This is a genomic window from Acrocarpospora phusangensis (assembly GCF_016862995.1).
Lineage (GTDB): Bacteria > Actinomycetota > Actinomycetes > Streptosporangiales > Streptosporangiaceae > Acrocarpospora > Acrocarpospora phusangensis.
In genome coordinates this window covers 26697-49012 of the sequence record NZ_BOOA01000022.1, presented here as the reverse complement: position 1 = coordinate 49012, position 22316 = coordinate 26697, and the positions used below count along the sequence as shown (strand labels likewise).

The 22316-nt window shown below is 68.7% G+C and carries 23 protein-coding genes; 9 read left to right on the top strand and 14 right to left on the bottom strand.

Going from position 1 to position 22316, the window contains the following annotated elements; genetic code table 11:
• Window positions 1-9: 9 nt before the first annotated feature.
• From Aph01nite_RS15420 to Aph01nite_RS15410, 3 genes are all read right to left on the bottom strand, one after another.
• Window positions 10-702, bottom strand: a complete 693-nt coding sequence (locus Aph01nite_RS15420) for an NADPH-dependent F420 reductase (protein WP_204041558.1) — start codon at window positions 700-702, stop codon at window positions 10-12.
• A 5-nt stretch (window positions 703-707) separates the two neighbouring features.
• On the bottom strand, window positions 708-1757 hold the full coding sequence (locus Aph01nite_RS15415) for an LLM class flavin-dependent oxidoreductase (RefSeq protein WP_204041557.1): 1050 nt from the start codon (window positions 1755-1757) through the stop codon (window positions 708-710).
• Between the two features lie 146 nt (window positions 1758-1903).
• A complete protein-coding gene (locus Aph01nite_RS15410; protein ID WP_204041556.1) occupies window positions 1904-2968 on the bottom strand; it encodes an LLM class flavin-dependent oxidoreductase in 1065 nt (354 codons plus the stop codon).
• Between the two features lie 114 nt (window positions 2969-3082).
• Here Aph01nite_RS15410 and Aph01nite_RS15405 point away from each other — a divergent pair, with 114 nt between their 5' ends.
• Window positions 3083-3559 carry a MarR family winged helix-turn-helix transcriptional regulator gene (locus Aph01nite_RS15405; RefSeq protein WP_204041555.1) on the top strand — a complete coding sequence of 159 codons (477 nt, stop codon included), beginning with the start codon at window positions 3083-3085 and terminating at the stop codon, window positions 3557-3559.
• Between the two features lie 418 nt (window positions 3560-3977).
• Here Aph01nite_RS15405 and Aph01nite_RS15400 read toward each other — a convergent pair whose 3' ends face one another.
• Window positions 3978-4742 carry an SDR family NAD(P)-dependent oxidoreductase gene (locus Aph01nite_RS15400; RefSeq protein ID WP_204041554.1) on the bottom strand — a complete coding sequence of 255 codons (765 nt, stop codon included), beginning with the start codon at window positions 4740-4742 and terminating at the stop codon, window positions 3978-3980.
• Window positions 4743-4944: 202 nt separating this feature from the next.
• Here Aph01nite_RS15400 and Aph01nite_RS15395 point away from each other — a divergent pair, with 202 nt between their 5' ends.
• Window positions 4945-5631 (top strand): 4a-hydroxytetrahydrobiopterin dehydratase, encoded by a 687-nt coding sequence (locus Aph01nite_RS15395; RefSeq protein ID WP_204041553.1) that lies wholly within the window; start codon window positions 4945-4947, stop codon window positions 5629-5631.
• 431 nt (window positions 5632-6062) lie between these two features.
• On the opposite strand, the gene Aph01nite_RS15390 is transcribed toward Aph01nite_RS15395, so the two are convergent.
• From Aph01nite_RS15390 to Aph01nite_RS15360, 7 genes are all read right to left on the bottom strand, one after another.
• Entirely contained in the window at window positions 6063-6545 is a 483-nt protein-coding gene (locus Aph01nite_RS15390; RefSeq protein WP_204041552.1) for a C40 family peptidase, read from the bottom strand.
• Window positions 6546-7620: 1075 nt separating this feature from the next.
• On the bottom strand, window positions 7621-8457 hold the full coding sequence (locus Aph01nite_RS15385) for an amidohydrolase family protein (RefSeq protein ID WP_204041551.1): 837 nt from the start codon (window positions 8455-8457) through the stop codon (window positions 7621-7623).
• Window positions 8450-9367, bottom strand: a complete 918-nt coding sequence (locus Aph01nite_RS15380; RefSeq protein ID WP_239161718.1) for an aldo/keto reductase — start codon at window positions 9365-9367, stop codon at window positions 8450-8452. Before Aph01nite_RS15380 ends, Aph01nite_RS15385 begins: the two co-directional genes overlap by 8 nt.
• A 47-nt stretch (window positions 9368-9414) precedes the next feature.
• The gene (locus Aph01nite_RS15375; RefSeq protein WP_204041549.1) at window positions 9415-9720 is read right to left on the bottom strand and encodes an L-rhamnose mutarotase; all 306 of its coding nucleotides are present in this window, start codon (window positions 9718-9720) and stop codon (window positions 9415-9417) included.
• A 378-nt stretch (window positions 9721-10098) separates the two neighbouring features.
• The gene (locus Aph01nite_RS15370; RefSeq protein ID WP_204041548.1) at window positions 10099-10845 is read right to left on the bottom strand and encodes an SDR family NAD(P)-dependent oxidoreductase; all 747 of its coding nucleotides are present in this window, start codon (window positions 10843-10845) and stop codon (window positions 10099-10101) included.
• Window positions 10842-12152 carry an L-fuconate dehydratase gene (locus Aph01nite_RS15365; protein ID WP_239161717.1) on the bottom strand — a complete coding sequence of 437 codons (1311 nt, stop codon included), beginning with the start codon at window positions 12150-12152 and terminating at the stop codon, window positions 10842-10844. The genes Aph01nite_RS15370 and Aph01nite_RS15365 overlap by 4 nt, the downstream gene beginning before the upstream one ends.
• Complete coding sequence (locus Aph01nite_RS15360; protein WP_204041547.1) at window positions 12149-13000, bottom strand: fumarylacetoacetate hydrolase family protein; 852 nt, start codon at window positions 12998-13000, stop codon at window positions 12149-12151. Before Aph01nite_RS15360 ends, Aph01nite_RS15365 begins: the two co-directional genes overlap by 4 nt.
• Window positions 13001-13216: 216 nt before the next feature.
• Here Aph01nite_RS15360 and Aph01nite_RS15355 point away from each other — a divergent pair, with 216 nt between their 5' ends.
• Window positions 13217-14419, top strand: coding sequence for a cytochrome P450 (locus Aph01nite_RS15355; RefSeq protein WP_204041546.1), 1203 nt, complete (start codon window positions 13217-13219; stop codon window positions 14417-14419).
• A 13-nt stretch (window positions 14420-14432) separates the two neighbouring features.
• Here the strand turns inward: Aph01nite_RS15355 and gmd are convergent, their stop codons facing one another.
• Window positions 14433-15434, bottom strand: a complete 1002-nt coding sequence (gene gmd, locus Aph01nite_RS15350) for a GDP-mannose 4,6-dehydratase (protein ID WP_204041606.1) — start codon at window positions 15432-15434, stop codon at window positions 14433-14435.
• Between the two features lie 271 nt (window positions 15435-15705).
• On the opposite strand from gmd, the gene Aph01nite_RS15345 reads away from it, so the two are divergent.
• From Aph01nite_RS15345 to Aph01nite_RS15335, 3 genes are read left to right on the top strand one after another with little or no spacing between them, the layout of a single operon-like run.
• Complete coding sequence (locus tag Aph01nite_RS15345; RefSeq protein WP_204041545.1) at window positions 15706-16935, top strand: glycosyltransferase family 4 protein; 1230 nt, start codon at window positions 15706-15708, stop codon at window positions 16933-16935.
• Window positions 16936-16971: 36 nt separating this feature from the next.
• Window positions 16972-17685, top strand: a complete 714-nt coding sequence (locus Aph01nite_RS15340; RefSeq protein ID WP_204041544.1) for a class I SAM-dependent methyltransferase — start codon at window positions 16972-16974, stop codon at window positions 17683-17685.
• Window positions 17682-18743 carry a prenyltransferase/squalene oxidase repeat-containing protein gene (locus Aph01nite_RS15335; protein WP_204041543.1) on the top strand — a complete coding sequence of 354 codons (1062 nt, stop codon included), beginning with the start codon at window positions 17682-17684 and terminating at the stop codon, window positions 18741-18743. Before Aph01nite_RS15340 ends, Aph01nite_RS15335 begins: the two co-directional genes overlap by 4 nt.
• 7 nt (window positions 18744-18750) lie before the next feature.
• Here Aph01nite_RS15335 and Aph01nite_RS15330 read toward each other — a convergent pair whose 3' ends face one another.
• Complete coding sequence (locus Aph01nite_RS15330; protein WP_204041605.1) at window positions 18751-19371, bottom strand: class I SAM-dependent methyltransferase; 621 nt, start codon at window positions 19369-19371, stop codon at window positions 18751-18753.
• 66 nt (window positions 19372-19437) lie between these two features.
• Between Aph01nite_RS15330 and Aph01nite_RS15325 the strand changes: the two genes are divergently transcribed.
• Genes Aph01nite_RS15325 through Aph01nite_RS15315 form a run of 3 tightly spaced genes read left to right on the top strand, consistent with a single transcriptional unit; the run spans window position 19438 to window position 21214 of the window.
• Complete coding sequence (locus tag Aph01nite_RS15325) at window positions 19438-19890, top strand: pyridoxamine 5'-phosphate oxidase family protein (protein WP_204041542.1); 453 nt, start codon at window positions 19438-19440, stop codon at window positions 19888-19890.
• A 27-nt stretch (window positions 19891-19917) separates the two neighbouring features.
• The gene (locus Aph01nite_RS15320) at window positions 19918-20112 is read left to right on the top strand and encodes a ferredoxin (RefSeq protein WP_204041541.1); all 195 of its coding nucleotides are present in this window, start codon (window positions 19918-19920) and stop codon (window positions 20110-20112) included.
• A gap of 16 nt (window positions 20113-20128) precedes the next feature.
• Window positions 20129-21214 (top strand): Zn-dependent alcohol dehydrogenase, encoded by a 1086-nt coding sequence (locus Aph01nite_RS15315; protein ID WP_204041540.1) that lies wholly within the window; start codon window positions 20129-20131, stop codon window positions 21212-21214.
• Between the two features lie 73 nt (window positions 21215-21287).
• On the opposite strand, the gene Aph01nite_RS15310 is transcribed toward Aph01nite_RS15315, so the two are convergent.
• Entirely contained in the window at window positions 21288-22292 is a 1005-nt protein-coding gene (locus Aph01nite_RS15310; protein ID WP_204041539.1) for a sugar phosphate isomerase/epimerase family protein, read from the bottom strand.
• Between the last annotated feature and the right edge of the window lie 24 nt (window positions 22293-22316).

The following is a 22316-nucleotide window of genomic DNA, read 5'->3' as shown; positions in this document are numbered from 1 at the left end:
GACGGTCACTCACCGAAGGGCGCCTCCGCGCGCCCGGAGCACCGCGCGGCCGCGCTCCGACTCGGGGAAGCGGGCGAGCATGGCGCGCAGTTCGGCGGCCTCGACGTTCGCGCCGAACGGCTCCGTCCCCGGCTCCATACGCACGCCCTCGGCGAGCGGGCCAGCGGTCACCGGGTCGAAGCCGAACGCGTCCACGATCGAGGCGACCACCGCCACGTCGTCCGGGTCGTCACCGGCGACGGCGATCGCGCGGCGGCCGGGCGAGCCCGCGGGACGGGCTCCGTCCTCAAGATCGTGATAGCCCATGTGGTTGAACGCCTTGACGACCCGGGCCCCGGACAGGAACTCCTGGACGATCTCGCTGGAGGACGTCCGCGGGTCGGTGAGGTCGTCGCGTACGCCGTCGACCTCCCACCAGTAGTTCATGGCGTCGATCACCAGCTTGCCCCGCAGCGCCTCCGCCGGCACGGTGCGGTGCTTGCCGAGCGGGAGGGCCAGCACGGTCACGTCCGCCTGGGACGCGGCCTCCGCCGCGGTCACGGGGATCGCGCCGGGTGTGACGACCTCGACGATGAGGGAGATACGCGCGGGGTCGCCGGAGCCCGCGACGAGCACGCGGTAGCCGGCCGCGAGAGCCAGGCGGGCCAGGACGGTGCCGACCTTGCCGGCGCCGAGGATGCCGATGGTGCTTTGCGGGCCCATGCGCGTCACCGGCCGTCGAAGGAGTCGTCGGCCAGCATGTCGCGGACCATCGGGATGACCTTGGCGCCGTACAGTTCGACGGCCTTCAACCGGGCGCCGACGGCCTGCGGGCCCACACCGTAGATGAGGTCGAACCGGCCGACGCCGAGGCGGCGGGCGGCTCCCGCGATCTTGCGGGCGACCGTCTCGGGCGAGCCGATGTAGAGCGAGCCGTGCGCGATCTCGGCCTCGAACTCGGCGCGGCGCAGCGGCGGCCAGCCGCGCAGCGCGCCCATCCTGTCGCGCATGAGCTTGTAGCCCGGCCAGAACTGCTCCGTGGCCTCCTCGTCGGTGTCGGCCACATGGCCGGGCGAGTGCATGCCGACGGGGTGCGCCGTCGTGCCGAACTGGTCCGCGGCCCGCCGGTAGAGGTCGACGTACGGGACGAACCGGTCGGGGGCGCCCCCGATGATCGCCAGCATGAGCGGCAGGTCGTAGTGCGCCGTGCGGACGACCGACTGGGGCGAGCCGCCGACGCCGACCCACGTGGTGAGGCGGCCCGACTCGGTCTTGGGGAAGACGTCGGCGTCCTCAAGAGGGGCGCGTACGCTGCCGCTCCAGGTGACCGGCTGCTCGTCGAGCAGCTTGACGAACAGCTCGATCTTCTCCTCGAAGAGCTTGTCGTAGTCCGCGAGGTCGTAGCCGAACAGCGGGAACGACTCCGTGAAGGAGCCGCGTCCGAGGATCACCTCGGCCCGGCCGTGCGACAGCGCGTCCACGGTCGCGAAGCGCTGGAACACCCGCACCGGGTCGTCGGAGCTCAGCACGGTCACGCCGGAGGCGAGGCGGATCCGGGACGTACGCGTGGCGATGCCGGCGAGCACGGTCTCCGGGGTGGAGATCGAGTACTCGGGGCGGTGGTGCTCGCCCAGGGCGATCACGTCCACGCCGAGCTCGTCGGCGAGCACGGCCTCGTCGAGGACCTGGCGGATCGCGGCGGCGTGGGAGACAGGGGCTCCGGAGTCGTCCTCCGGCAGGTCGCCGAAGGTGTCCAGCCCGAAGGCGATGTCGGTCATGGGAGTCTCTTCTTTAGGGTGGTGCCGGATGTCAGCCGACAGTTTGACGAGGTAGTCGTCGCGGGTCGCGGTGGAACTCTTCGTTGGGGCGGTGTGCTCGGGGGCGGTGCTCTTGAGGGCGGTGCTCTTGAGGGCGGTGTCGGATGTCAGGCTTGGACGGGTTCGGCGGCGAGCAGTTCGCGTACGCGCGGGGCGACCTCGCGGCCGAGCAGCTCGATCGTGCGGGCCCGGGCGTCGCGCGGCAGGCGCATCACGTCGTACTTGAGGTCGAAGCGGGTCAGGTGCAGGTCACGGGCCGTGCTGGCGATCTTGCGGGCGACCGTCTCGGGTGAGCCGACGTAGAGCGCGCCGTGGTCGATCTCGGCCTCGTACCGGTCGCGGGTGGGGGCGTAGAAGCCGCGTTCGGCCGCGAGCGCCGCGACGACGGGCTGCCAGTACCGCCACCAGGTCTCGACGGCCTCCTCGTCGGTGTCCGCGACCAGGCCGAGGGAATGCTGGCCGATCGGGAGTTCGGGGTGGCCGAAGCGTTCGAGTGCTTTCAGGTACAGCGCGACGTTGCCCGCGAACCGCTGGGGGCGTCCGCCGATGATGGCCATCATGAGCGGCAGGCCGTAGCGGGCGGCGCGGATGACCGAGTTGGGGCTGCCGCCCACGCCGATCCAGGTGGGAATGCCGCCCGGGCGCATGCGCGGGTGCAGCCGCTGCCGGGTCAGGGGTGTCCTGACCGTTCCCGACCAGGTCACCTCCTCCTCGCGCTGGAGGCGTACGAACAGGTCGAGTTTCTCCTCGAAGAGCCGCTCGTAGTCGGCGAGGTCGTAGCCGTACAGGGGGAACGACTCGGTCGCGGAGGCCCGGCCCAGCACGATCCTGGCCCGGCCGTCGGACACCGCGTCGAGGGTGGAGAACTCGTGGTAGAGCCGTACCGGGTCGTTCGTGCTCAGGACGGTCACCGACGTGCCCAGCCCGATGCGTTCGGTGGCCGTGGCGATCGCGGCGAGCAGCACCGGGGTGGCGGAGTCGTTGTGACCCTCGCGGTAGTGCTCGCCCACGCTGAACACGTCCAGCCCCGCCGCCTCGGCCAGCCGGGCCTCCTCGACGATCAGCCGTACGGTCTCCGCGTCGCCGAGCACCCGTCCGCCGTCCGTCGCGACCTCCCCGAACGAGTTGAGTCCCAGCTCGAAGCGGGGGTGTTCGATCCTGCCGACGGTCACGATTCCTCCTGACCCAGGTGTTGCCTCGTGCTACACGATGAGAAATGATTGACATGTCAATTATGTTCCGCATGTACTTGACATGTCAATTACTTCGGACGGGAGGAGACGGCCGTGACGCAGCGCAGGAACCAGTTGCCGACGAGAGAGGAGCTGCGGGTCTGGCGCGACTTCATCGAGACCACCGAAGCGCTGCGCGCCGAACTCGCCTCGCGCCTCCAGAGCGAGTCGTCCATGTCGCCGGGCGACTACGCCGTCATGCTCGCCCTCAGCGAGGCCGAGGGACGCCGGCTGCGCTCGTCCGAACTCGCCGCGTCCATCGGCTGGGAGCGCAGCCGCCTCTCCCACCACCTCGGCCGCATGGAACGCCGCGGGCTGGTACGGCGCGAGAACTGCACCACCGACAACCGCGGAGCGGAGATCCTCCTCACGACCGAGGGCGCCGACGCCTTCCGCCGGACCTCCATCCCGCACCTGCGCGCCATCCGCGAATTCTTCGTCGACGCGCTCTCCCCCGACCAGATCACCGCCGCCGGCGACCTCGCCGCCACCCTGCGGAACCACCTCGACCAGTTACGCGCACAACGCTAGGGCTTGGACGGAGCTGGCTTGGAGCCACGGGATGGCGTTACCAGGCGGGTCGCACCACCAGTTACGCGAACACCACCAGGGCTTGGACTGCGGGATGGTGTTACTAGGCGGTTGCGCCACCGGTCACGCGGACACCGCCAGGGCTTGGACTGCGGGATGGTGTCACCAGGCGGTTACGCCACCGGTTACGCGACACCACCACGGCTTGGGCAGCCGGATGGTGTCACCAGGCGGTTACGCCACCGGTCACGTGAACACCACCACGGCTTGGGCAGCCGGATGGTGTCACCAGGCGGTTACGCCACCGGTTACGCGAACACCACCACGGCTTGGACTGCGGATGGTGTTATCAGGCGGTTACGCACCAGTTAGGTGAACATCGCTAGGCCCGGACGGAGTTGGCTTGGGCCGCGGGGCGCTACCAGGCGGTCGCGCCGCCGTCGACCGCGTAGTTGGCGCCGGTGATGTAGGCCGCCCGGTCGGAGGCGAGGAAGGCCGCCAGTTCGACGATCTCCTCGGGGCGGGCGAAGCGCTTGAGGATCGTCTTCCTGGTGATCGCGTCCCTGGCCGCCTGGTTGTCGCCGAGGTCGCGGTCGCTGGCGGGGGTCAGGACGGGCCCTGGGCTGATCGTCACCGCGCGGATCCCGTGGCGCGCGCCTTCGAGTGCGAGTTGGCGGGTCATGCCGATGATGCCGGCGTTCGCCGCGCTGTGCGCGATCATCGGGGGGACCTCACCGGCGATCATGCCGGCCATGGAGGCGACGTTGATGATGACGCCGCCACCGCGCCGGACCAGGTGTGGCCACGCGTACTTCGATACGAAGAAGGGCATGTCGAGTTCGCCGGTGATGGTCGCCCGCCAGTCCTCGATCGAGAAATCGGGCATCGGGCCGAAGCGGGGCAGAGCGGCGTTGTTGTAGATCACGTCGAGTCCGTCGTAGGCCGCTGCGGCTTCATCGACGACCTGGCGTGCCTGTTCCGGGTCGGTGAGGTCGATCGGTGCGATGCCCGTCATCTCGCCGCCGGCGCTACGGACGAGTTCGACCGTCTCCTTGTTGGCTTCGACCTGGATGTCGCACCCGACGACCTTCGCGCCTTCTCGCGCGAAGACCTGCGACGCGACGCGGCCCTGACCGCCCGCGGTACCGGTGATCAGCACAACCTTGCCGTCAAGCGATCCCATGAAGTTCCTCCTGGTCCGTGTTCTGTCGATTGGCGTAAATACGCCGATCACGAGGTGGGTCCTTGCTGCGTCAAGGAACCTACAAGTACTTGCTTCGCGAAGCAAGTAAAATGTGCCTACGGGAACAGCAGGGCCGGTGCGGCACTCGCCAGGGTCCTGGGATGGTGAGACGGAGCCTGCCGGGTCTGACTACGCTGACCGGATGACGGATTCCAGGGACAAGAACGCACGAATCAGGCCGCAGCAGTTCCATGAGATCGGTGGGTTGGAGGACTGGCGGGTACTGGGTGAGGGGGCGTGCGCGTACTTCCGTACCGGGTCGTTCGCGGCTGGGGCGAAGTTCGTGCAGGCGATCAGCGAGTTGCCCGGGGTGGGGAGCGGTCGTCCCGATGTTGATCTGCGCGATGACGGCGTGACCGTGCGGCTGATCACTATCGCGGACTTCTACGGGTTGAGCGGGCGCGACGCCGACATGGCGCGGGAGATATCGGAATTGGCCCGCAGGCTGGGCATCCCCGCCGACCCGTCCGCCGTGCAGACCGTCCAGGTCACCATCGACGCCCTTGCCGGGGCGGACGTGGTGCCGTTCTGGCGTGCCCTGCTCGGCTACGAGGACCGCGCGAACAGCCCCGAAGACCTGATCGACCCGCAACGCCGTGGCGCGCCGTTCTACTTCCAGCAGATGGACGCTCCGCGCCCGCAGCGCAACCGGGTCCACGTCGACGTCTGGGTGCCGTACGACCAAGCCGAGGCCCGGATTGCGGCGGCGATCGCCGCCGGTGGCCGCCTGGTGTCCGACACGTACGCGCCATCCCACTGGGTGCTGGCCGACCCCGAGGGCAACGAAGCCTGCGTCGGCGCAGCCGGCTGGATCGAACCCGCCAAATGAGACCCGTTTTCGGATCAAGCTCCTGACAGGCTGCTCTGGGCCTCGGTGTGGCAGGCAACGTCACCCGCGCAGGTAGCGAACAACATCACCTGCGCGGGTAGCGAGCATGCACACCTAAGCCGCTTGCGCGCGCGTGGCCCCCGTCACGCTTATGGCACCTGTGCGCGTGGCAAGCAACATCACCCGCGCAGGTAGCGAACAACACCACCTGCGCGGGTAGCGAGCATGCACACCTAAGCCGCTTGCGCGCGCGTGGCCCCCGTCACGCTTATGGCACCTGTGCGCGTGGCAAGCAACATCACCCCACTCAGGTAGCGACCAACGTCACCTTCGCGGGTCGCGAGCAATGTCACCTGTGCGCATGGCAGGCAACGTCACCGGCGCAAACGGTGCCAAATAGCGGTGAGAAGCCGGCGTCTTGGGTCGTTCTGTTAGTTCGTGGATGAGGGGCGGGTCGCGCCTCGGAAGATGGACATGTAGTGCTTTGAGTTGAGGACGTTGACTTTGCGGACGACGTCGCCGGTCTTGGGGGCGTGGATCATGGTGCCTGCGCCGATGTACATGCCGACGTGGGCGGGGTGTGCTCGGGTGCCGCCGAAGAACATGAGGTCGCCCGGGCGTAGGTCCTTGATCGCGACGGGGCGGCCCTGGCGGATCTGGGTGCCGGTGTAGTGAGCCAGGTTCACTCCGGCCTTGGCCCAGGCGGCCATCATCAGCCCGGAGCAGTCGAAGCCGATTCGACCGGCTCCCCTGCCGACGCCCCGGCTCGGTCCTTTGCCGTTGCCGCCACCCCAGGTGTAGGGCGTACCCAACCAGCTCTTCGCCGCCGCGACGGCTATCTCCCCAGGGTTGCCGGCTTCCGGCTCGCGTCTGCCGATGGATTCCGCCTTGGGTGCGGCTTCCGTCCTCGGCACAGGCTTCGGAACCTTCCCACGCCCTGACCGCTCGACCGGCTTCGAACCCTCCCCCAGCCCTGGCCGCTTCCCGGGTTTCAGAGCTTTGCCGAGCCCTGGCCAGTTCGCCAGTCCTGGCCACAACGCCGGTTCCGGACCCCGCCCGACCCTTGGCCGATTTGCGAACCCTGGCCACCGCGCTGGTTCCGGGCCTCGCCCGACCCTTGGCCGATTTGCGAACCCTGGCCACCGCGCTGGTTCCGGGCCTCGCCCGATTCTTGGACGGTTCGTGAGCCCTGGGCGCTGCATGGGTTCCGGGCTTCGCCCGAGTTCTGGCCATTTCGCGCGACCTGACCATTCCGTGAGCTCCGGGTTCGTCGCGGGCCCGGGGCCATACGGGAATTCAGAGAATTCCGCAGGGTTTGCGTTTTCCACAGGTTCCCAGTCGTTCGGGGACTCTCGGATATTTGTGGGTTTGGAGCATGAGCGTTTGTTGCCGAATACGGAGGATGGGGGTGGGATATCTTGGGGGTTGGCGTGGTGGAGAAATCGGGTGGTGAGGGTATTCCACCAATATGCCTGTTGTTCTGTCCAGGCGTCCCACTGTTCTTCCCACGTGTAGAGCCAGTCGTCGGGCTGGGCCTGTTCGTTCGTGAACAGGGCTGGTGCGATCCACGAACGGTCCGGGTAGGGACGGTCGGATGCGCATGAGCCGCGATGGGTGTCGGCCGGCGCCGGGGCCGTGAAGGTGATGCCGGCGAGTGTGGCGAGAAGGGCTGGTAGCACGGGCTCCTCCTGGGCTCGAATGGAAATCGAGGCCAAGGGTGGAGCGGAGCGTGGGGCTCGAATGCGGCCGAGCGAGGTTCTGTGGATAAACACCCGGGAGGGGAATTCGGGCAATCATCTGATGATGACGGGAACGCCAGCTCACGAGGCCGTCACAAGGTTGGGCGACTAAAGAGCTGTCCACAAGGGGGTCCCAAACCACGATGGTCAGCCCGGCCACAGTCCGATATATCAGCCCTCGCAATGCGCCATGCGCAGGCATGGGAACGCGGTTATCCACAGGAGGTGATGTGGGTGCTCGCAGCGGTGGTTATATGGGCGGCAGGGCGTACACGGATTCGGCGGTGGAATTGAAGATTTGGGTGTGGTCGGTGGGGGTGAGGGATTTGGCCAGCGCGGTGACCTGGGAATAGGTGGCGGCGAGTTCGCAGACCGGCCAGTCGGAGCCGAACATCACGCGGGAGGCGCCGAAGGAGTTGAGGACGTGGTCCGCGTAGGGGGCCAGGTCGGTGGGTTTCCAGTCGGTCCAGGAGGCTTCGGTGACCAGGCCGGAGAGCTTGCAGGAGACGTTCGGGAGTTCGGCCAGGGCGGCGACGGACTCCGACCAGGGCGTCAGTTCGCCGCTCGCGATGGGAGGTTTGGCGGCATGGTCGAGGACGAAGCGGAGGTCGGGCAGGCTTGCGACGACCTCGCGGGCGACCGGAAGCTGGGGCACCAGGATGAGGAGGTCGTAGACGAGACCGGCGGCAGCCACCGCGAGCAGTCCACGGCGTACGTCGGGGCGGGCAAGCCACTCCGGATCGGCCTCGTCCTGAACCTGGTGGCGGATACCGACCAGCAGATCCCCACCAGGCAGCGTACGAAGGCGGGCAAGCTGCTCGGACACATCTGGGGCGGTCAGATCCACCCAGCCCACGACACCACGGATGAGACCACCGGAGTCAGCGGCGAGAGCCAGGAACTCCTCGGTCTCGGTGATGTCGCCGACCGTCTGGACCAGGACGGTCCCCGTGATCCCCGCCTGCGACGTCTCCCGCCGAAGATCATCCACCCCGTACGGCCGGCGCAACGGCGCCAGCGCCTCCCCCGCCATCCAGCCGTACGTCCGGCGAGCCGGATCCCAGAGATGGTGATGACTGTCAATCATGCTCAACTACCGCCAAGTCGTCCCAGAGCGCCTCAGGAATGGGCGAAGCCATCAGGGCCGTGTTCTGCCGTACCTCTTCCGCCGACCGCATGCCGACGACGATCGAGGAGACCGCCGGATGCCGCAACGGGAACGCCAGCGCCGCCTGCGGCAGCGTCACGCCGTGCGCCTCGCAGATGGACGCCATCCGCCGCGCCCGATCGAGCAACTCGGGCGGCGCGGGAACGTAGTTGTAGGTGCCCTTCGGGTCGTGCGTGGCCAGGATGCCGCTGTTGAACACGCCCGCGGCCACCACGGAGACGCCACGCTCCGCGCAGAGCGGCAGCAACTCGGCCGCCGCCGACTGGTCGAGCAGCGTGTACCGCCCAGCCAGCATGATCGTGTCCACGTCGGTTTCCCGGACGAAGTCGGCCAGCATCGGCCACTGGTTCATGCCGACGCCGATCGACTTGATCACGCCCTCGGCGCGGAGTTCGGCCAGCGCCGGGAACGCCTCCGCGACGGCTTCCTTCCAGTGATGGTCGGGGTCGTGGATCAATGCGACGTCGATGGAGTCCAGGCCGAGGCGGGCGAGCGACTCGGTCAGGGAGCGCCGTACGCCGTCGCGGGAGAAGTCCCAGACGCGGGTGTGCGTCGCGGGGACGTCGAAGCCCTGGTCGTCTCGGCCGCCGCCGTCGGAGGGCACGAGCAGGCGGCCCACCTTGGTGGACAGGGTGAACTCCGCCCGGGGGCGGTGGCGGAGCGCCTCGCCGATGCGGCGTTCGGACAGACCCAGGCCGTAGTGGGGGGCGGTGTCGAAGAGGCGGATTCCGTTTTCCCAGGCCGCGGCCACGGCCGCGCTCGCGTCCTCGTCGGTCAGCGCGGTGAACAAGTTGCCCAGCGGAGCGCATCCGTACCCTAAGCGCGTCACGTCAATCCCTATCCGTCGGTGGTCAGGTCCGCGGACGTCCTCGGCGGTCACGACATCTCCCAGACTTTGCGGAGGCCGCCGCCGTCGGGGTTGAAGTCGCCGTCCAGGAGCCGGTTCATCTGGGCCTGCCATGCCTGATTGACCGTGCTGTCGCGGAGCTTCGCCTGGAGTATGGCGTAATCGTCCACCTCGACGTAATGGAAAAGATCACGGCCGTCCCGCCAGATCCGCCAGCAGTGCACGCCGAACGCGCGCATCTCGGCTTCGAGCTCGGCGGGGATGCTCGCATGCTCCCGGTCGTAGATCTCCTCGCATCCGGCCCTGAGCCGGGTCCGCAACGCGATCCGCTGCACCTTTCACCCCTTCCATCGCAACAAAAGCTAGTCGTAAAGCCGAGGTCCGAATGGATCTGTCGCCAGGTCGTCGCCGTTATCCGGCGCCGTTAACGCAGGTGACGCTACTCGCCGCACCGGCGCCAAATGCAGTCGGCCCATCCCGCACCGGCACCAATGCAGCCAGCCCATCCCGCTCCGAGGTTAGAAGCATCTGTCCCATCCCCTCACCCGGCACGAAAGCTCGGCTCGCCGTTCGGTCGCCGCACCGGCGCCGGGTGCGGTTGGTCGGTCCGGTTCGCCAGACCCGTAACGAGGTCGGTCCGGTTCGCCGGACCCGTAACGAGGTCAGTCCGGTTCGCCGGACCCGTAACGAGGTCGGTCCGTTCTGTCGGAGCTTCAGGCTTTAGGTCGTAGGCGGAGGCCCTGCATGCCGCCGTCTACGGCGAGGGCCGTGCCTGTGGTCGAGGAGGACAGGGGGCTGGCCAGGTAGGCGATCGCGTGGGCGACCTCGTCGGCGCTGACCAGGCGGCCCATGGGCTGGCGGGCGTTGAGGGCGGCGCGTTCGGCGTCGGGGTCGTCGGCGGCGCCGAGGAGGCGGCCGACCCAGGGTGTGTCCGCCGTGCCTGGGTTGACGCAGTTCACGCGGATGCCCTCGTGGACGTGGTCGGCGGCCATCGCCAGGGTGAGCGACTGCACGGCGCCCTTGGTGGCGCTGTAGAGCGCGCGCTGGGGCAGTCCGGCGGTGGCCGCGATCGAGCAGGTGTTGACGATCGCCGCGTGCGAGGACTCGCGCAGGTAGGGCAGCGCGGCCCGGGCCACCCGGACCATGCCGACCACGTTGACGTCCAGAACCCGCAGCCACTCCTCGTCGGAGTTGTCGGCCACCGTGCCCGCCGCCCCGATCCCGGCGTTGTTGACAACGATGTCCAGGCCGCCGAGATGCTCGGCGGCCGCGGCGACAGCCGTACGGACCGAGAGATCGTCGGTGACGTCGGCCTTGACGCCGAAGAACGGCTCGCCGGGCGGGTTGACGTCCAGGCAGGCGACCTGGGCGCCGCGGGCGGCCAGGACCGTCGCGGTGGCCAGGCCGATACCGGAGCCGCCGCCGGTGACCAGGGCTTTCAGGCCGTCGAACTCACTCATGAGGTCCTCCAGACCGGCCCGTCGGGGTAGGAGTAGGCCGCGATCGACTCCGGATGCATCGTGGCGCTGAAGCCGGGCGTGGTGGGCGCGCGGTAGGCGCCCCTCTCGATGACGACCGGGTCGGCGAAGTGCTCGTGCAGGTGGTCGACGTATTCGATGACGCGTCCCTGCATGGTCCCGCTGACCGCGACGAAGTCGAAGAACGACAGGTGCTGCACCAGCTCGCACAGGCCGACGCCGCCGGCGTGCGGGCAGACGGGGATGCCGAACTTGGCGGCCAGCAGCAGGATCGCGATGTTCTCGTTCACGCCGGCCACGCGGGCCGCGTCCAGCTGCAGGTAGGAGATGGCGCGCGCCTGGAGCAGCTGCTTGAAGACCACGCGGTTCTGCACGTGCTCGCCGGTGGCGACGGGGATGGGGGCGATGGCCCGCGCGATGGTGGCGTGCCCGAGCACGTCGTCGGGGCTGGTCGGCTCCTCCACCCACCACGGCTGGTACGGCGCGAGCGCGTCCACCCACTTCACGGCCGTCCCGGTGTCCCACCGCTGGTTGGCGTCGATGGCGATCGGGAACCCGTCGCCGCAGACCTCCCTGGCGATGCGCATACGCCGGATGTCGTCGTCGAGGTCGGCCCCGACCTTCAGCTTGATCTGGGAGAACCCGTCCTGGATGGCCTGCCGGCAGAGCCGCCGCAGCTTCTCGTCGTCGTACCCGAGCCAGCCGGGCGACGTCGTGTAGGCGGGGTACCCGTGCTCGAGCAGGTAGGCGATGCGCTCCTCGCGTCCGGGTTCGGCCCGGCGCAGGATCTCCAGCGCCTCCTCCGGGGTGAGCTCGTCGGTGAGGTAGCGGAAGTCGACGAGGTCGACGATCTCCTCGGGCGTCATCTCGGCCAGCAGCCGCCAGACGGGCTTGCCCTCGCGCTTGGCGCGCAGGTCCCAGAGCGCGTTGACGACCGCGGAGATCGCCATGTGCATGACGCCCTTCTCCGGGCCGAGCCAGCGCAGCTGGGAGTCGTGCGCCATCTCGCGGTAGATCGCGCCGAGGTCGCTCACGTCCCGGCCCAGCACGTACGGCTCGAGCGCCCGGATCGCGGCGGTCTGGATGTCGTTGCCGCGCCCGATGGTGAAGGCGAACCCGTGGCCCTCGTGTTCGCCGTCGCCGAGGATCACGTACGCGGCGGAGTAGTCGGGGTCGGGGTTCATCGCGTCGGAGCCGTCGAGCTCCAGCGAGGTGGGGAAGCGGATGTCGTGGGTTTCGAAGGTCTGGATGGTCAGGGTGGACGGCAGGAGCGGTGCGGGCTGGATCACGCCTGACCCACCGTCTGCCGCTGCCGGCCGAGGCCGTCGATCTCCAGCTCCATGACATCGCCCTCACGCAGATAGGGGCGCCCGCCGAGCGCGACGCCCGCCGGGGTGCCCGTGTTGATCAGATCGCCGGGTTCGAGCACCATGAACCAGCTCAGGTAGCGCACGATCTCGGCCACGTCGAAGATCATGTTCTTGGTGTCGCCGTCCTGCCGGGACTCGCCGTTGACCCACAGGCGCAGGCCGAGCCGCTGCGGGTCGGCGACCTCGTCGGCGGTCACCAGCCAGGGCCCGAGCGGGTTGAAGGTCTCGCAGGACTTGCCCTTGTCCCACTGGCCGCCGCGTTCCAGCTGGAACTCGCGCTCGGAGACGTCGTTGGAGATCGCGTAGCCGGCGACGCAGTCGAGCGCGGCCTCGTGCGATTCCAAATAGCGCGCGGTCCTGCCGATGACGACGGCCAGCTCGACTTCCCAGTCGGTCTTGGTGCTGTTGCGGGGAATAAGGACCTCGTCAAAAGGTCCGACGACTGTATTGCTGGCCTTCATGAAGACCACAGGCTCGGCGGGCGTGTCGGCGCCGGACTCCTCGGCGTGGTCCTGATAGTTGAGGCCGATACACACGACCTTTCCCGGCCGGGCGATCGGCGCCCCGATCCGCAGACCGGTCTCGTCGAGCACCGGAAGGCCACCTTCGGCCACTGCCGTCCGGATTCGACTGATCCCGTCGGAGGCGAAGAAGGCGCTGTCGAAGTCTCCTCCACCGAGAAGATCTCCCAGGTCGAGCAGGCGTCCATCGTCCGCCAGCACGGCGGGTTTCTCCCCGCCTCGGTCTCCGACTCGAAGCAGCCTCACGACGCCCCCTATACATCCGATGTTTTCACGAGAAAGAGTGCCGGGACTCGGTGCAATGTGTCAATACGGTCCCAACATAAGACATCCGATGACCGTTTGGGGGGTATGCTGGCGCGCCTTGACGTCGCAGACGGCTCGTAATAGAACACGTTTCAGTAAACGTCAGAACCCGCGCTTGATCTATCCGGTCCTCGTCGGCACACTCGGGTGGTTCGCATGCACATCGACCTCGTCAATCAGGACCAGTACGCCCAGGACGGCGTCCCCCACGACCAGATGCGCTGGTTGCGGGAGAACGCCCCCGTCTACTGGCACGAGGGCGACGCGGAGCGCGGCTGGCCCGGGTTCTGGGCCCTCACCAAACACGCCGACGTCGTGCACGTATCCCGCAACAGCAACCTGTTCTCCTCCGCCCGCCGGCTGGCGCTCTTCAACGAGGTGCCGGACGAGGTGCTGGACCTCCAGCGCATGATGATGCTCAACCAGGACCCGCCGGAGCACACCCGCCGCCGCTCCCTGGTCAACCGCGGCTTCACCCCGCGCGCCATCGCCAAACTGGAGGAGCGCATCAGGGAGATCTGCCACCAGCTCATCGACGAGTCGCAGTCCAGGCCCGACGTGGACTTCGTCCGCGACATCTCGGCGCAGCTGCCGCTGTACGTGATCTGCGAGCTGCTGGGCGCCCCCGTGGAGGACCGCGACAAGATCTTCGAGTGGTCCAACCGGATGATCGGCTCGGAGGACCCCGACTACTCCGACAGCCCGGAGGAGGGCAGCGCCGCCGCCCTCGAGCTCTACGCGTACGCGAACGAGCTGGCCGCCGCGCGGCGGGACGACCCCAAGGACGACATCGTCACCAAGCTCCTCCAGCCCGCCGAGGACGGCGAGGTCCTGGCCGTGGACGAGTTCGACCTCTTCGTCCTGCTGCTCGTCGTGGCCGGCAACGAGACCACCCGCAACGCGGCCTCCGGCGGCATGCTCACCTTCTTCGAGCACCCGGACCAGTGGCGCATGCTCGTCGAGAACCCGGCGCTGGCCCGCCCGGCCTCCGACGAGATCGTGCGGTGGATCTCCCCCGTCAACCTCTTCCGCCGTACGGCCACCACCGAGACCGAGATCCGCGGCCAGCGCATCGCCGAGAACGACAAGGTCGTCGTCTTCTACTCGGCCGCCAACCGCGACCCCGAGGTGTTCGCCGACCCGGAGACCTTCGACATCACCCGCGATCCCAACCCCCAGATCGGCTTCGGCGGCGGCGGCGCGCACTTCTGCCTCGGCAACCACCTGGCCAAGATGGAACTGCGCGTCCTGTTCGAGGTGCTCGCCGAGCGCACGCCCGGCATCCAGCAGTCCGGCCCGGCCTCCCGCCTGCGCAGCCACTTCATCAACGGCATCAAGACCCTGCCGGTCAGCCTCTGACCGGCCCGCGGCCCTACGGCCAGGAGCTGTCCTGGTCGGGGTCGCCGCCGTCGGAGAGGAGGCGCAGGTCGGACTCCACCATCATGGCGATCAGGTCCTCGAAGGGCACCGTGGGTTCCCAGCCGAGCTGGGCGCGGGCCTTCTTGGGGTCGGCGCAGAGCAGGTCCACCTCGGCGGGGCGGTGCAGGGCCTGGTCGACGACGACGTAGTCCTGCCAGGTGAGGCCGGCGGCGGTGAAGGCGGCCTCGATGAGCTCCCGTACGGACTGGGTGCGGCCGGTGCCGATGACGTAGTCCTCGGGCTTGTCGGCGGTGAGCATCAGGTGCATGGCGCGCACGTAGTCGCCGGCGAAGCCCCAGTCGCGGCGGGCCTCCAGGTTGCCCAGGCGGAGTTCGCCGGCCAGGCCCAGCTTGATGCGGGCGACCCCGAGCGTGACCTTGCGGGTGACGAACTCGGCGCCCCTGCGGGGGGACTCGTGGTTGAACAGGATGCCGGAGACGGCGAACATGCCGTACGACTCGCGGTAGTTCTGGGTGAGGAAATGGCCGTACGCCTTGGCGACGCCGTACGGCGAGCGGGGGTGGAACGGGGTGATCTCGGTCTGCGGGGTCTCGCGGACCTGGCCGAACATCTCCGAGGAGGAGGCCTGGTAGAAGCGGATGGACCCGGCGCCGCTGATCACCCGGATGGCCTCCAGCATGCGGAGCACGCCCATGCCGGTGACCTCGGCGGTGAGTTCGGCCTGCTCCCAGGACATGGGCACGAAGGAGATCGCGCCCAGGTTGTAGACCTCGTCGGGGCGGACCCGTTCGACCGCGGAGATCAGCGAGCCCTGGTCGAGCAGGTCGCCGCGGACCAGGCGCACGTCGCCGAGGAGGCGGCGTAAGCGGGAGACGCGGGGGTTGGCCTGCCCGCGGACGAGGCCCCAGACCTCGTACCCCTCGGACAGCAGGTGTTCGGCGAGATAGGAGCCGTCCTGACCGGTGATGCCCGTGATGAGCGCACGCTTGGCCAACACGTCCTCCGTCTGCTGGTGCTCGTCGATGCCTGCGGATGCCTACAGCCCGCGCACCGAATGTACCGCTCTGCCCCTATCCGAGCGCCATCCCTGCTAGAACATGTTTCACCGAACCATGTTCGGCTAGGCTGATACCAGTCGCGACAGCGCAAAATGTGACACGAGAGACAAGGTCTCCTTACCTGGCACCCTCCGCCGCAAATGGGAGGGTTTGCAGGCTAAGGTCATCTTTGTGGCGCCCCGTCGGGGCCGGGAAAGGGGTGCTCCCTTGGCGGAGAGGCTGCGCGTCGCGCTGCTGTCGTATCGCAGCAAGCCCACCTGTGGCGGCCAGGGAGTGTATCTCCGGCACATCAGCCGCGAACTGGTCGCCCTCGGCCACCACGTCGAGGTCTTCTCCGGCCAGCCCTACCCGGAGCTGGACGAGGGCGTGATCCTCAACAAGATCCCCAGCCTGGACCTCTACAACGACGACGATCCCTTCCGCACCCCTCCGCTGAGGGAGTTCCGCGACTGGATCGACGTCCTGGAGGTGGCCACCATGTGGACGGCCGGGTTCCCCGAGCCGCTCACCTTCAGCCTGCGCGCCCACCGCGAGCTCAAGAAGCGGGTCGGCGACTTCGACGTCGTCCAGGACAACCAGACCCTCGGCTACGGCGTGCTGGGCATCCAGAAGCTCTTCCCGGTGGTCGGCACGATCCACCACCCGATCAGCGTGGACCGCAGGATCGAGCTCCAGGCGGCCAAACGCTGGAAGAAGCTCTCCATGCGCCGCTGGTACGGCTTCGTCCGCATGCAGGCCCACGTGGCGCCCCGGCTGAGCCCGATCCTCACGGTGAGCGAGTCGTCCCTGGCCGACATCCACCGCGACTTCCACGTCCCGCAGTCCAACATGCGCCTGATCCCGCTCGGCGTGGACACCCGCTACTTCCACCCGCGTCCGCAGCTGCCCAAGCGGCGCGGCTCGATCGTGGCCGTGGCCAGCGCGGACTCCCCCATGAAGGGAGTGGCCACGCTGCTGCGCGCGGTCGCCAAGCTGGCCACCGAGCGGGACGTGAACCTCACCGTGGTGAGCCGCCCCACGCCCGGCGGGCCCACCGAGAAGCTGGTCGCCGAGCTGTCCCTGCAGGACCGGGTGCGCTTCGTGCACGGCATCTCCGACGAGGAGCTGGCCGAACTGATCGCGACCTCCGAGATCTCGGTCGTGCCCTCCCTGTACGAGGGCTTCTCGCTGCCCGCCGTGGAGCACATGGCCTGCGGCACGCCGCTGGTGGCCTCGCGGACCGGCGCGCTGCCCGAGGTGGTGGGCGACGCCGCCGTCCAGGTCGCGCCGGGGGACGCGGAAGAACTGGCGGCGGTGCTGCGGCGGCTGCACGACTCCCCCGAGGAGCGGGCGGCCGTCGGCGAGCGCGGCTACGACCGGGTGATGGAACGGTACGCCTGGCCCGTCGTGGCGCAGCGCACCGTGGAGGCCTACCGCGAGGCCATCGCCGCCCGTTGAGATCCCCCTGAAAATGCTCAATAACGGAGGAAGCACGTGCTGACCGTCGACTTCGACAAGCTGCCGGTGGGTCCGGGAGATCGTGTCCTGGACCTGGGCGCGGGCGGCGGCAGGCACGCCTTCGAGGTGCTGCGCCGGGGGGCCGACGTGGTGGCCTTCGACATGGACGCGGCGGAGATGGAGAACGTGGCCGCGATGTTCGCCGCCATGGACAAGGAGGGCGAGGTCCCGGCGGGGGCGCGGGCCGAGACCGTGGTGGGGGACGCGCTGGCCATGCCGTTCCCGGACGCGTACTTCGACCGGGTGATCGCGTCCGAGGTGCTGGAGCACATTCCGGATGACCTGGCGGCGATGCGGGAGATCGTCCGGGTGCTGAAGCCGGGCGGGCAGCTGGCGGTGACCGTGCCGAGTTTCCTGCCGGAGCGGGTGTGCTGGGCGCTGTCGGAGGACTACCACACCGCCCCTGGCGGACATATCCGGATTTATACCTTGGCTGAGCTGCGGGCGAAGTTGAAGTCGTCCGGGATCGAGGTCGGGGGGCATCATCACGCGCACGGGTTGCACACGCCGTACTGGTGGATCAAGTGCGCGGTGGGGGTGCACAACGACGGCAATCCGCTGGCGAAGGCGTACCACGAACTGCTGGTGTGGGACATCATGAAGCGGCCGGCGGCCACCCGGATCGCGGAGGCGGTGCTCAATCCGCTGATCGGCAAGAGTGTGGTGGTCTACGGCCGGAAGCCCGCATGATCCCGGCCGTGCCGGGCGTGATCAGCGCCGATGAGGTGCGGCGGACGGCGGAGAGCATCGCGGCCGTCCAGGACGACGACGGCGGCATCCCGTGGCCGGAGGGCCATGTGGACGCCTGGAACCACATCGAGTGCCTGATGGCGCTCACCGCGGCCGGTCTGCGGGAACCCGCCAGGAAAGGCTTCGACTGGCTGGTACGGCACCAGCGCACGGACGGCTCGTGGCCGATGAAGCTCCGGGACGGCGTCGCGGTGGAGGCGGGCGGCGAGTCCAACCACGCCGCGTACGCCGCGGTCGGGGTGTGGCACGACCTGCTGGTGACCGGGGACGAGGCGTTCGCGCGGGCGATGTGGCCGATGGTCGCCGGGGCGCTGGATTTCGTGGTCGGCCTGCAGACCCGGCGCGGAGAGATCGTCTGGGAACGCGACATCCACGGCGACCCGGCATCGTACGCGCTGCTGACCGGGTGTTCCTCGGTGTACCAGGGCCTGCGCTGCGGGGTGGCGCTGGCGGAGCGGCTGGAGGATCCGCGGCCCGAGTGGGAGCTGGCCGCCGATCATCTCGGGCACGTGCTGCGGGAGCATCCCGAGGCGTTCGCCGACAAGAGCCGGTTCTCCATGGACTGGTACTACCCGGTGCTCGGCGGCGCGGTCCGCGGGTCTCAGGCTCATCAGCGGATCGAGGACGAATGGGACGTCTTCGTGGTGCCCGGCCTGGGCATCCGGTGCGTCTCCGACCAGCCGTGGGTCACCGGGGCCGAGTCCTGCGAACTCGTGCTGGCCCTGGACGCGACCGGTGAGCGCGAGAAGGCGTTGAAGCTCTACACCGACATGCAGCACTTACGCCACGAGGACGGCTCGTACTGGACGGGCTGGCAGTTCGTCAACGAGAAGCACTTCCCGCACGAACGCTCCGCCTACACGGCCGCCGCCGTCATCCTGGCCGCCGACGCCCTCTCCGACACCACCGGCGGCTCCGCCATCTTCCGCGACGCCGGCAAACACGCCGCCGACCGCGCCCCCACCGGCTGCGGCTGCCAGCGCGTCGCCAGCATCTGAGCTTCTGTCAGCGGATTCTCTCGAGTGTGCGGAGGGAGCCCTCGACGGCCACCTCTTCGAAGGAGCCGGTGGCGAGGGCGCGCTGGTAGATCCGGTACGGGGCTTGGCCGCCGTCGGCGGGGTCGGGGTAGATGTCGTGGAAGACGAGGGCGCCGCCGATCATGATGTGCGGGGACCAGCCCTCGTAGTCGGCCGTGACCGGGACTTCGGAGTGACCGCCGTCGATGAACAGGAGCGCGAGGGGGGTGTTCCAGTGGCGGGAGACCGTGGCGGAGGGGCCGACGATGGCGATGACCTCCTCTTCGAGGCCGGCGGCGGCGATGGCGGCGCGGAAGAAGGGGAGCGAGTCCATCTTGCCGAAGCGGGGGTCCATCAGGGTGGGGTCGTGGTGAGCCCAGCCGGGCTGGATCTCCTCCGAGCCCCGGTGGTGGTCGACGGTGAAGAGCACGGAGCCGCTCAGCCGGGCCGCCGCGCCCAGGTAGATGGCGGACTTGCCGCAGTAGCTGCCGATCTCGCAGAGCGGCCCCAGGGGCCCGTAACGGCAGGCGGTTTCGAAGAGGGCCAGGCCTTCGGCGGACGGCATGAAGCCTTTCGCGCGTTCGGCCGTATAACGCAGTTCTGGCGGCATAGCGGTCACCGGGGAACAGTACCGGACCTCTTGTCGGACGATCTGTAACGTGTTCTACTTTGCTGCGTGAACCAGCGTGCTCGGATCGCGATGAGCGAGGACGAGGTCGCGGCGCTGCTGCGGGACTCCCGCAAGCTCCAGCTCGCCACGATCAACCCGGACGGGACTCCGCACCTCGTCACGATGTTCTACGGCCTCTCGGACGGACGCCTGACCTTCTGGACCTACCACAAGGCCCAGAAGACGCGGAACATCGAACGCGACCCGCGGGTCACCTGCCTGATCGAGACGGGCGAGGACTACTTCGAGCTCAGAGGCGCCCTCGTGTACGGCAAAGCCCAGCTCATCGCCGACCCTCCCGGCGTCCTGGCCGTCGGCATGGAGGTCGCCAAACGCATGACCGGCCTCGACGACGCCGAACAGCTCCGCGGATACGTCGAGCACACCGGCCGCAAACGGGTGGCGTTCGTCGTCGAGCCGACCCGCGTAGTCTCCTGGGATCACCGGAAACTGGCTTGAAGGAGACGACGGTTTGAAGGAGACGACGTGAAGGTAATCGCGGACTACGACGTGTGCGAGGCGAACGCGGTCTGCGCCGGTCTGGCCCCCGAGGTCTTCGACGTGGACGACGACGACAACCTGCACATCCTGCTGCCCAACCCGCCGGCGGAGGTCCTGGACCGGGTCCGGCACGCGGTGCGTTCGTGCCCGAAGGCAGCCCTCTCCCTCGAAGAGGATTAATCCACCAGGAGGTTCCATGCGCGGTGCGATGGTGCACGCGATCGGTGACGACAAGCTGGAGATCCGCGACGATCTCACGCTCACCCCCGTCGGGCCGACCGACGTGCGGGTGCGGATCCGGGCGACCGGCGTCTGCCACTCCGACCTGTCGGCGATGTCCGGCGTGCTCCCGATGCCGGTGCCGCTGATCCCCGGCCACGAGGGCGCGGGCGAGGTGCTGGAGGTCGGCGACCACGTCACGACCGTGCAGCCGGGCGACCACGTCATCATCAACTGGACCCCCGCCTGCGGCACCTGCCCGAGTTGCGTACGCGGCCAGCCGTTCCTGTGCATGACGTACGTGCTGCGCAGCTACAGCCACGCGGGCTTCCGGTTCGACGGGGACAAGCCGGCGTTCGGCATGGCCGGCTGCGGCACCTGGGCGGAGGAGGTCGTGGTGCCCTGGCAGGGCGCGATCAAGGTCGACTCGGACGTTCCGTACGAGGCGGCGGCGCTGATCGGGTGCGGCATCACCACCGGCGTCGGCGCGGTGCTGAACACGGCGAAGGTGAAGGCCGGTTCGACGGTGGCCGTGGTCGGCTGCGGCGGCGTCGGCCTGTCGGTGATCCAGGGCGCCCGGGTCTCCGGCGCGACCACGATCCTGGCCATCGACCCGCTGGAGTCCAAGCACGAGCTGGCCAAGAAGGTGGGCGCCACCCACGCCTGCACCCCCGACCAGCTGATGGACGCGGTCGGCACTCTCACCGGAGGCCAGGGCTTCGACTACGGCTTCGAGGTGGTCGGCAAGTCGCAGGCCATCATGACGGCCTGGCAGGCCACCCGCCGCGGCGGCGACGTGATCGTGGTCGGCGCGGGCGCGATGGACGACACGGTCCCGCTGACCGCCTTCAGCCTCCTCTTCGAAGGCAAGAACCTGCTCAGCTCGCTGTACGGCGGCTCCGACGTCCGCCGCGACTTCCCGTTCTTCGCGAACCTCTACAAGGCGGGCAAGCTCGACCTGGACAGCATGATCAGCTCCAGGATCCGGCTGACCGACCTCAACGACGCGGTGGCCAACCTCAAGAGCGGCGAGGTCCTCCGCCAGATCGTCGTCCTCAACTGAAGCTGGCAGAGAGATAAAGAGAGGTACGGCCTGCGTCCCTGACCTGAGGCGCAGGCCGTACCCGTCTACAGGATCATTCCGAAGAGAACGCCGCGTCAAACGACGCCGTCGGCGGGGTGATCCGGTTGAGGCGGGTGATGAAGCCGAGGGCCTCGGGGCCGCCGTCGAGGCGGTCCATGCCCGCGTCCTCCCACTCGATGGAGATGGGGCCGTCGTAGCCGATGGCGTTGAGGGCGCGGAAGCAGTCCTCCCACGGCACGTCGCCGTGGCCGGTAGAGACGAAGTCCCAGCCGCGGCGCAGGTCCGCCCAGGGCAGGTGGGACCCCATCCGGCCGCGGCGGCCGTCGGGCGTGCGGACCTTGGCGTCCTTGCAGTCGACGTGGTAGATCCGGTCGGCGAAGTCCAGGATGAAGTTCGCCGGGTCCAGGCCCTGCCACACCATGTGCGAGGGGTCCCAGTTGAGACCGAAGGACGGCCGGTGGCCGATGGCCTCCAGGGTCTTCACGGTCGTGTAGTAGTCGTAGGCGATCTCACTCGGGTGCACCTCGTGGGCGAACCGCACGCCTTCGGCCTCGAACACGTCCAGGATCGGGTTGAAGCGATCCGCGAAGTCCTGGTAGCCCGCCTCGATCATCGCCGGCGAGGCCGGGGGGAACATCGCGACGGTGTGCCAGATCGACGAGCCGGTGAAACCGACCACGGTGTCGACGCCCAGCTTGGCCGCCGCGCGCGCCGTGTTCTTGATCTCCTCGGCGGCGTTGCGGCGGACCGTCTCCGCGTCGTCCGACCACAGGCGCGCGGGCAGGATGCCCTTGTGCCGCTCGTCGATCGGGCTGTCGCAGACGGCCTGGCCGACGAGGTGGTTGGAGATGGTCCAGACCTTGAGGTTGTGCTTGTCCAGGGTCTCCAGCTTGCGGGTGACGTAGTCGGGCTCGGCGAGCGCCCGGTCCACCTCGAAGTGGTCGCCCCAGCAGGCGATCTCCAGGCCGTCGTACCCCCACTCGGCGGCCAGGCGGCACACCTCTTCGAAGGGCAGGTCGGCCCATTGGCCGGTGAACAGAGTGATCGGTCGCGTCATCCCACTTCTCCTCTTCCGTACGGG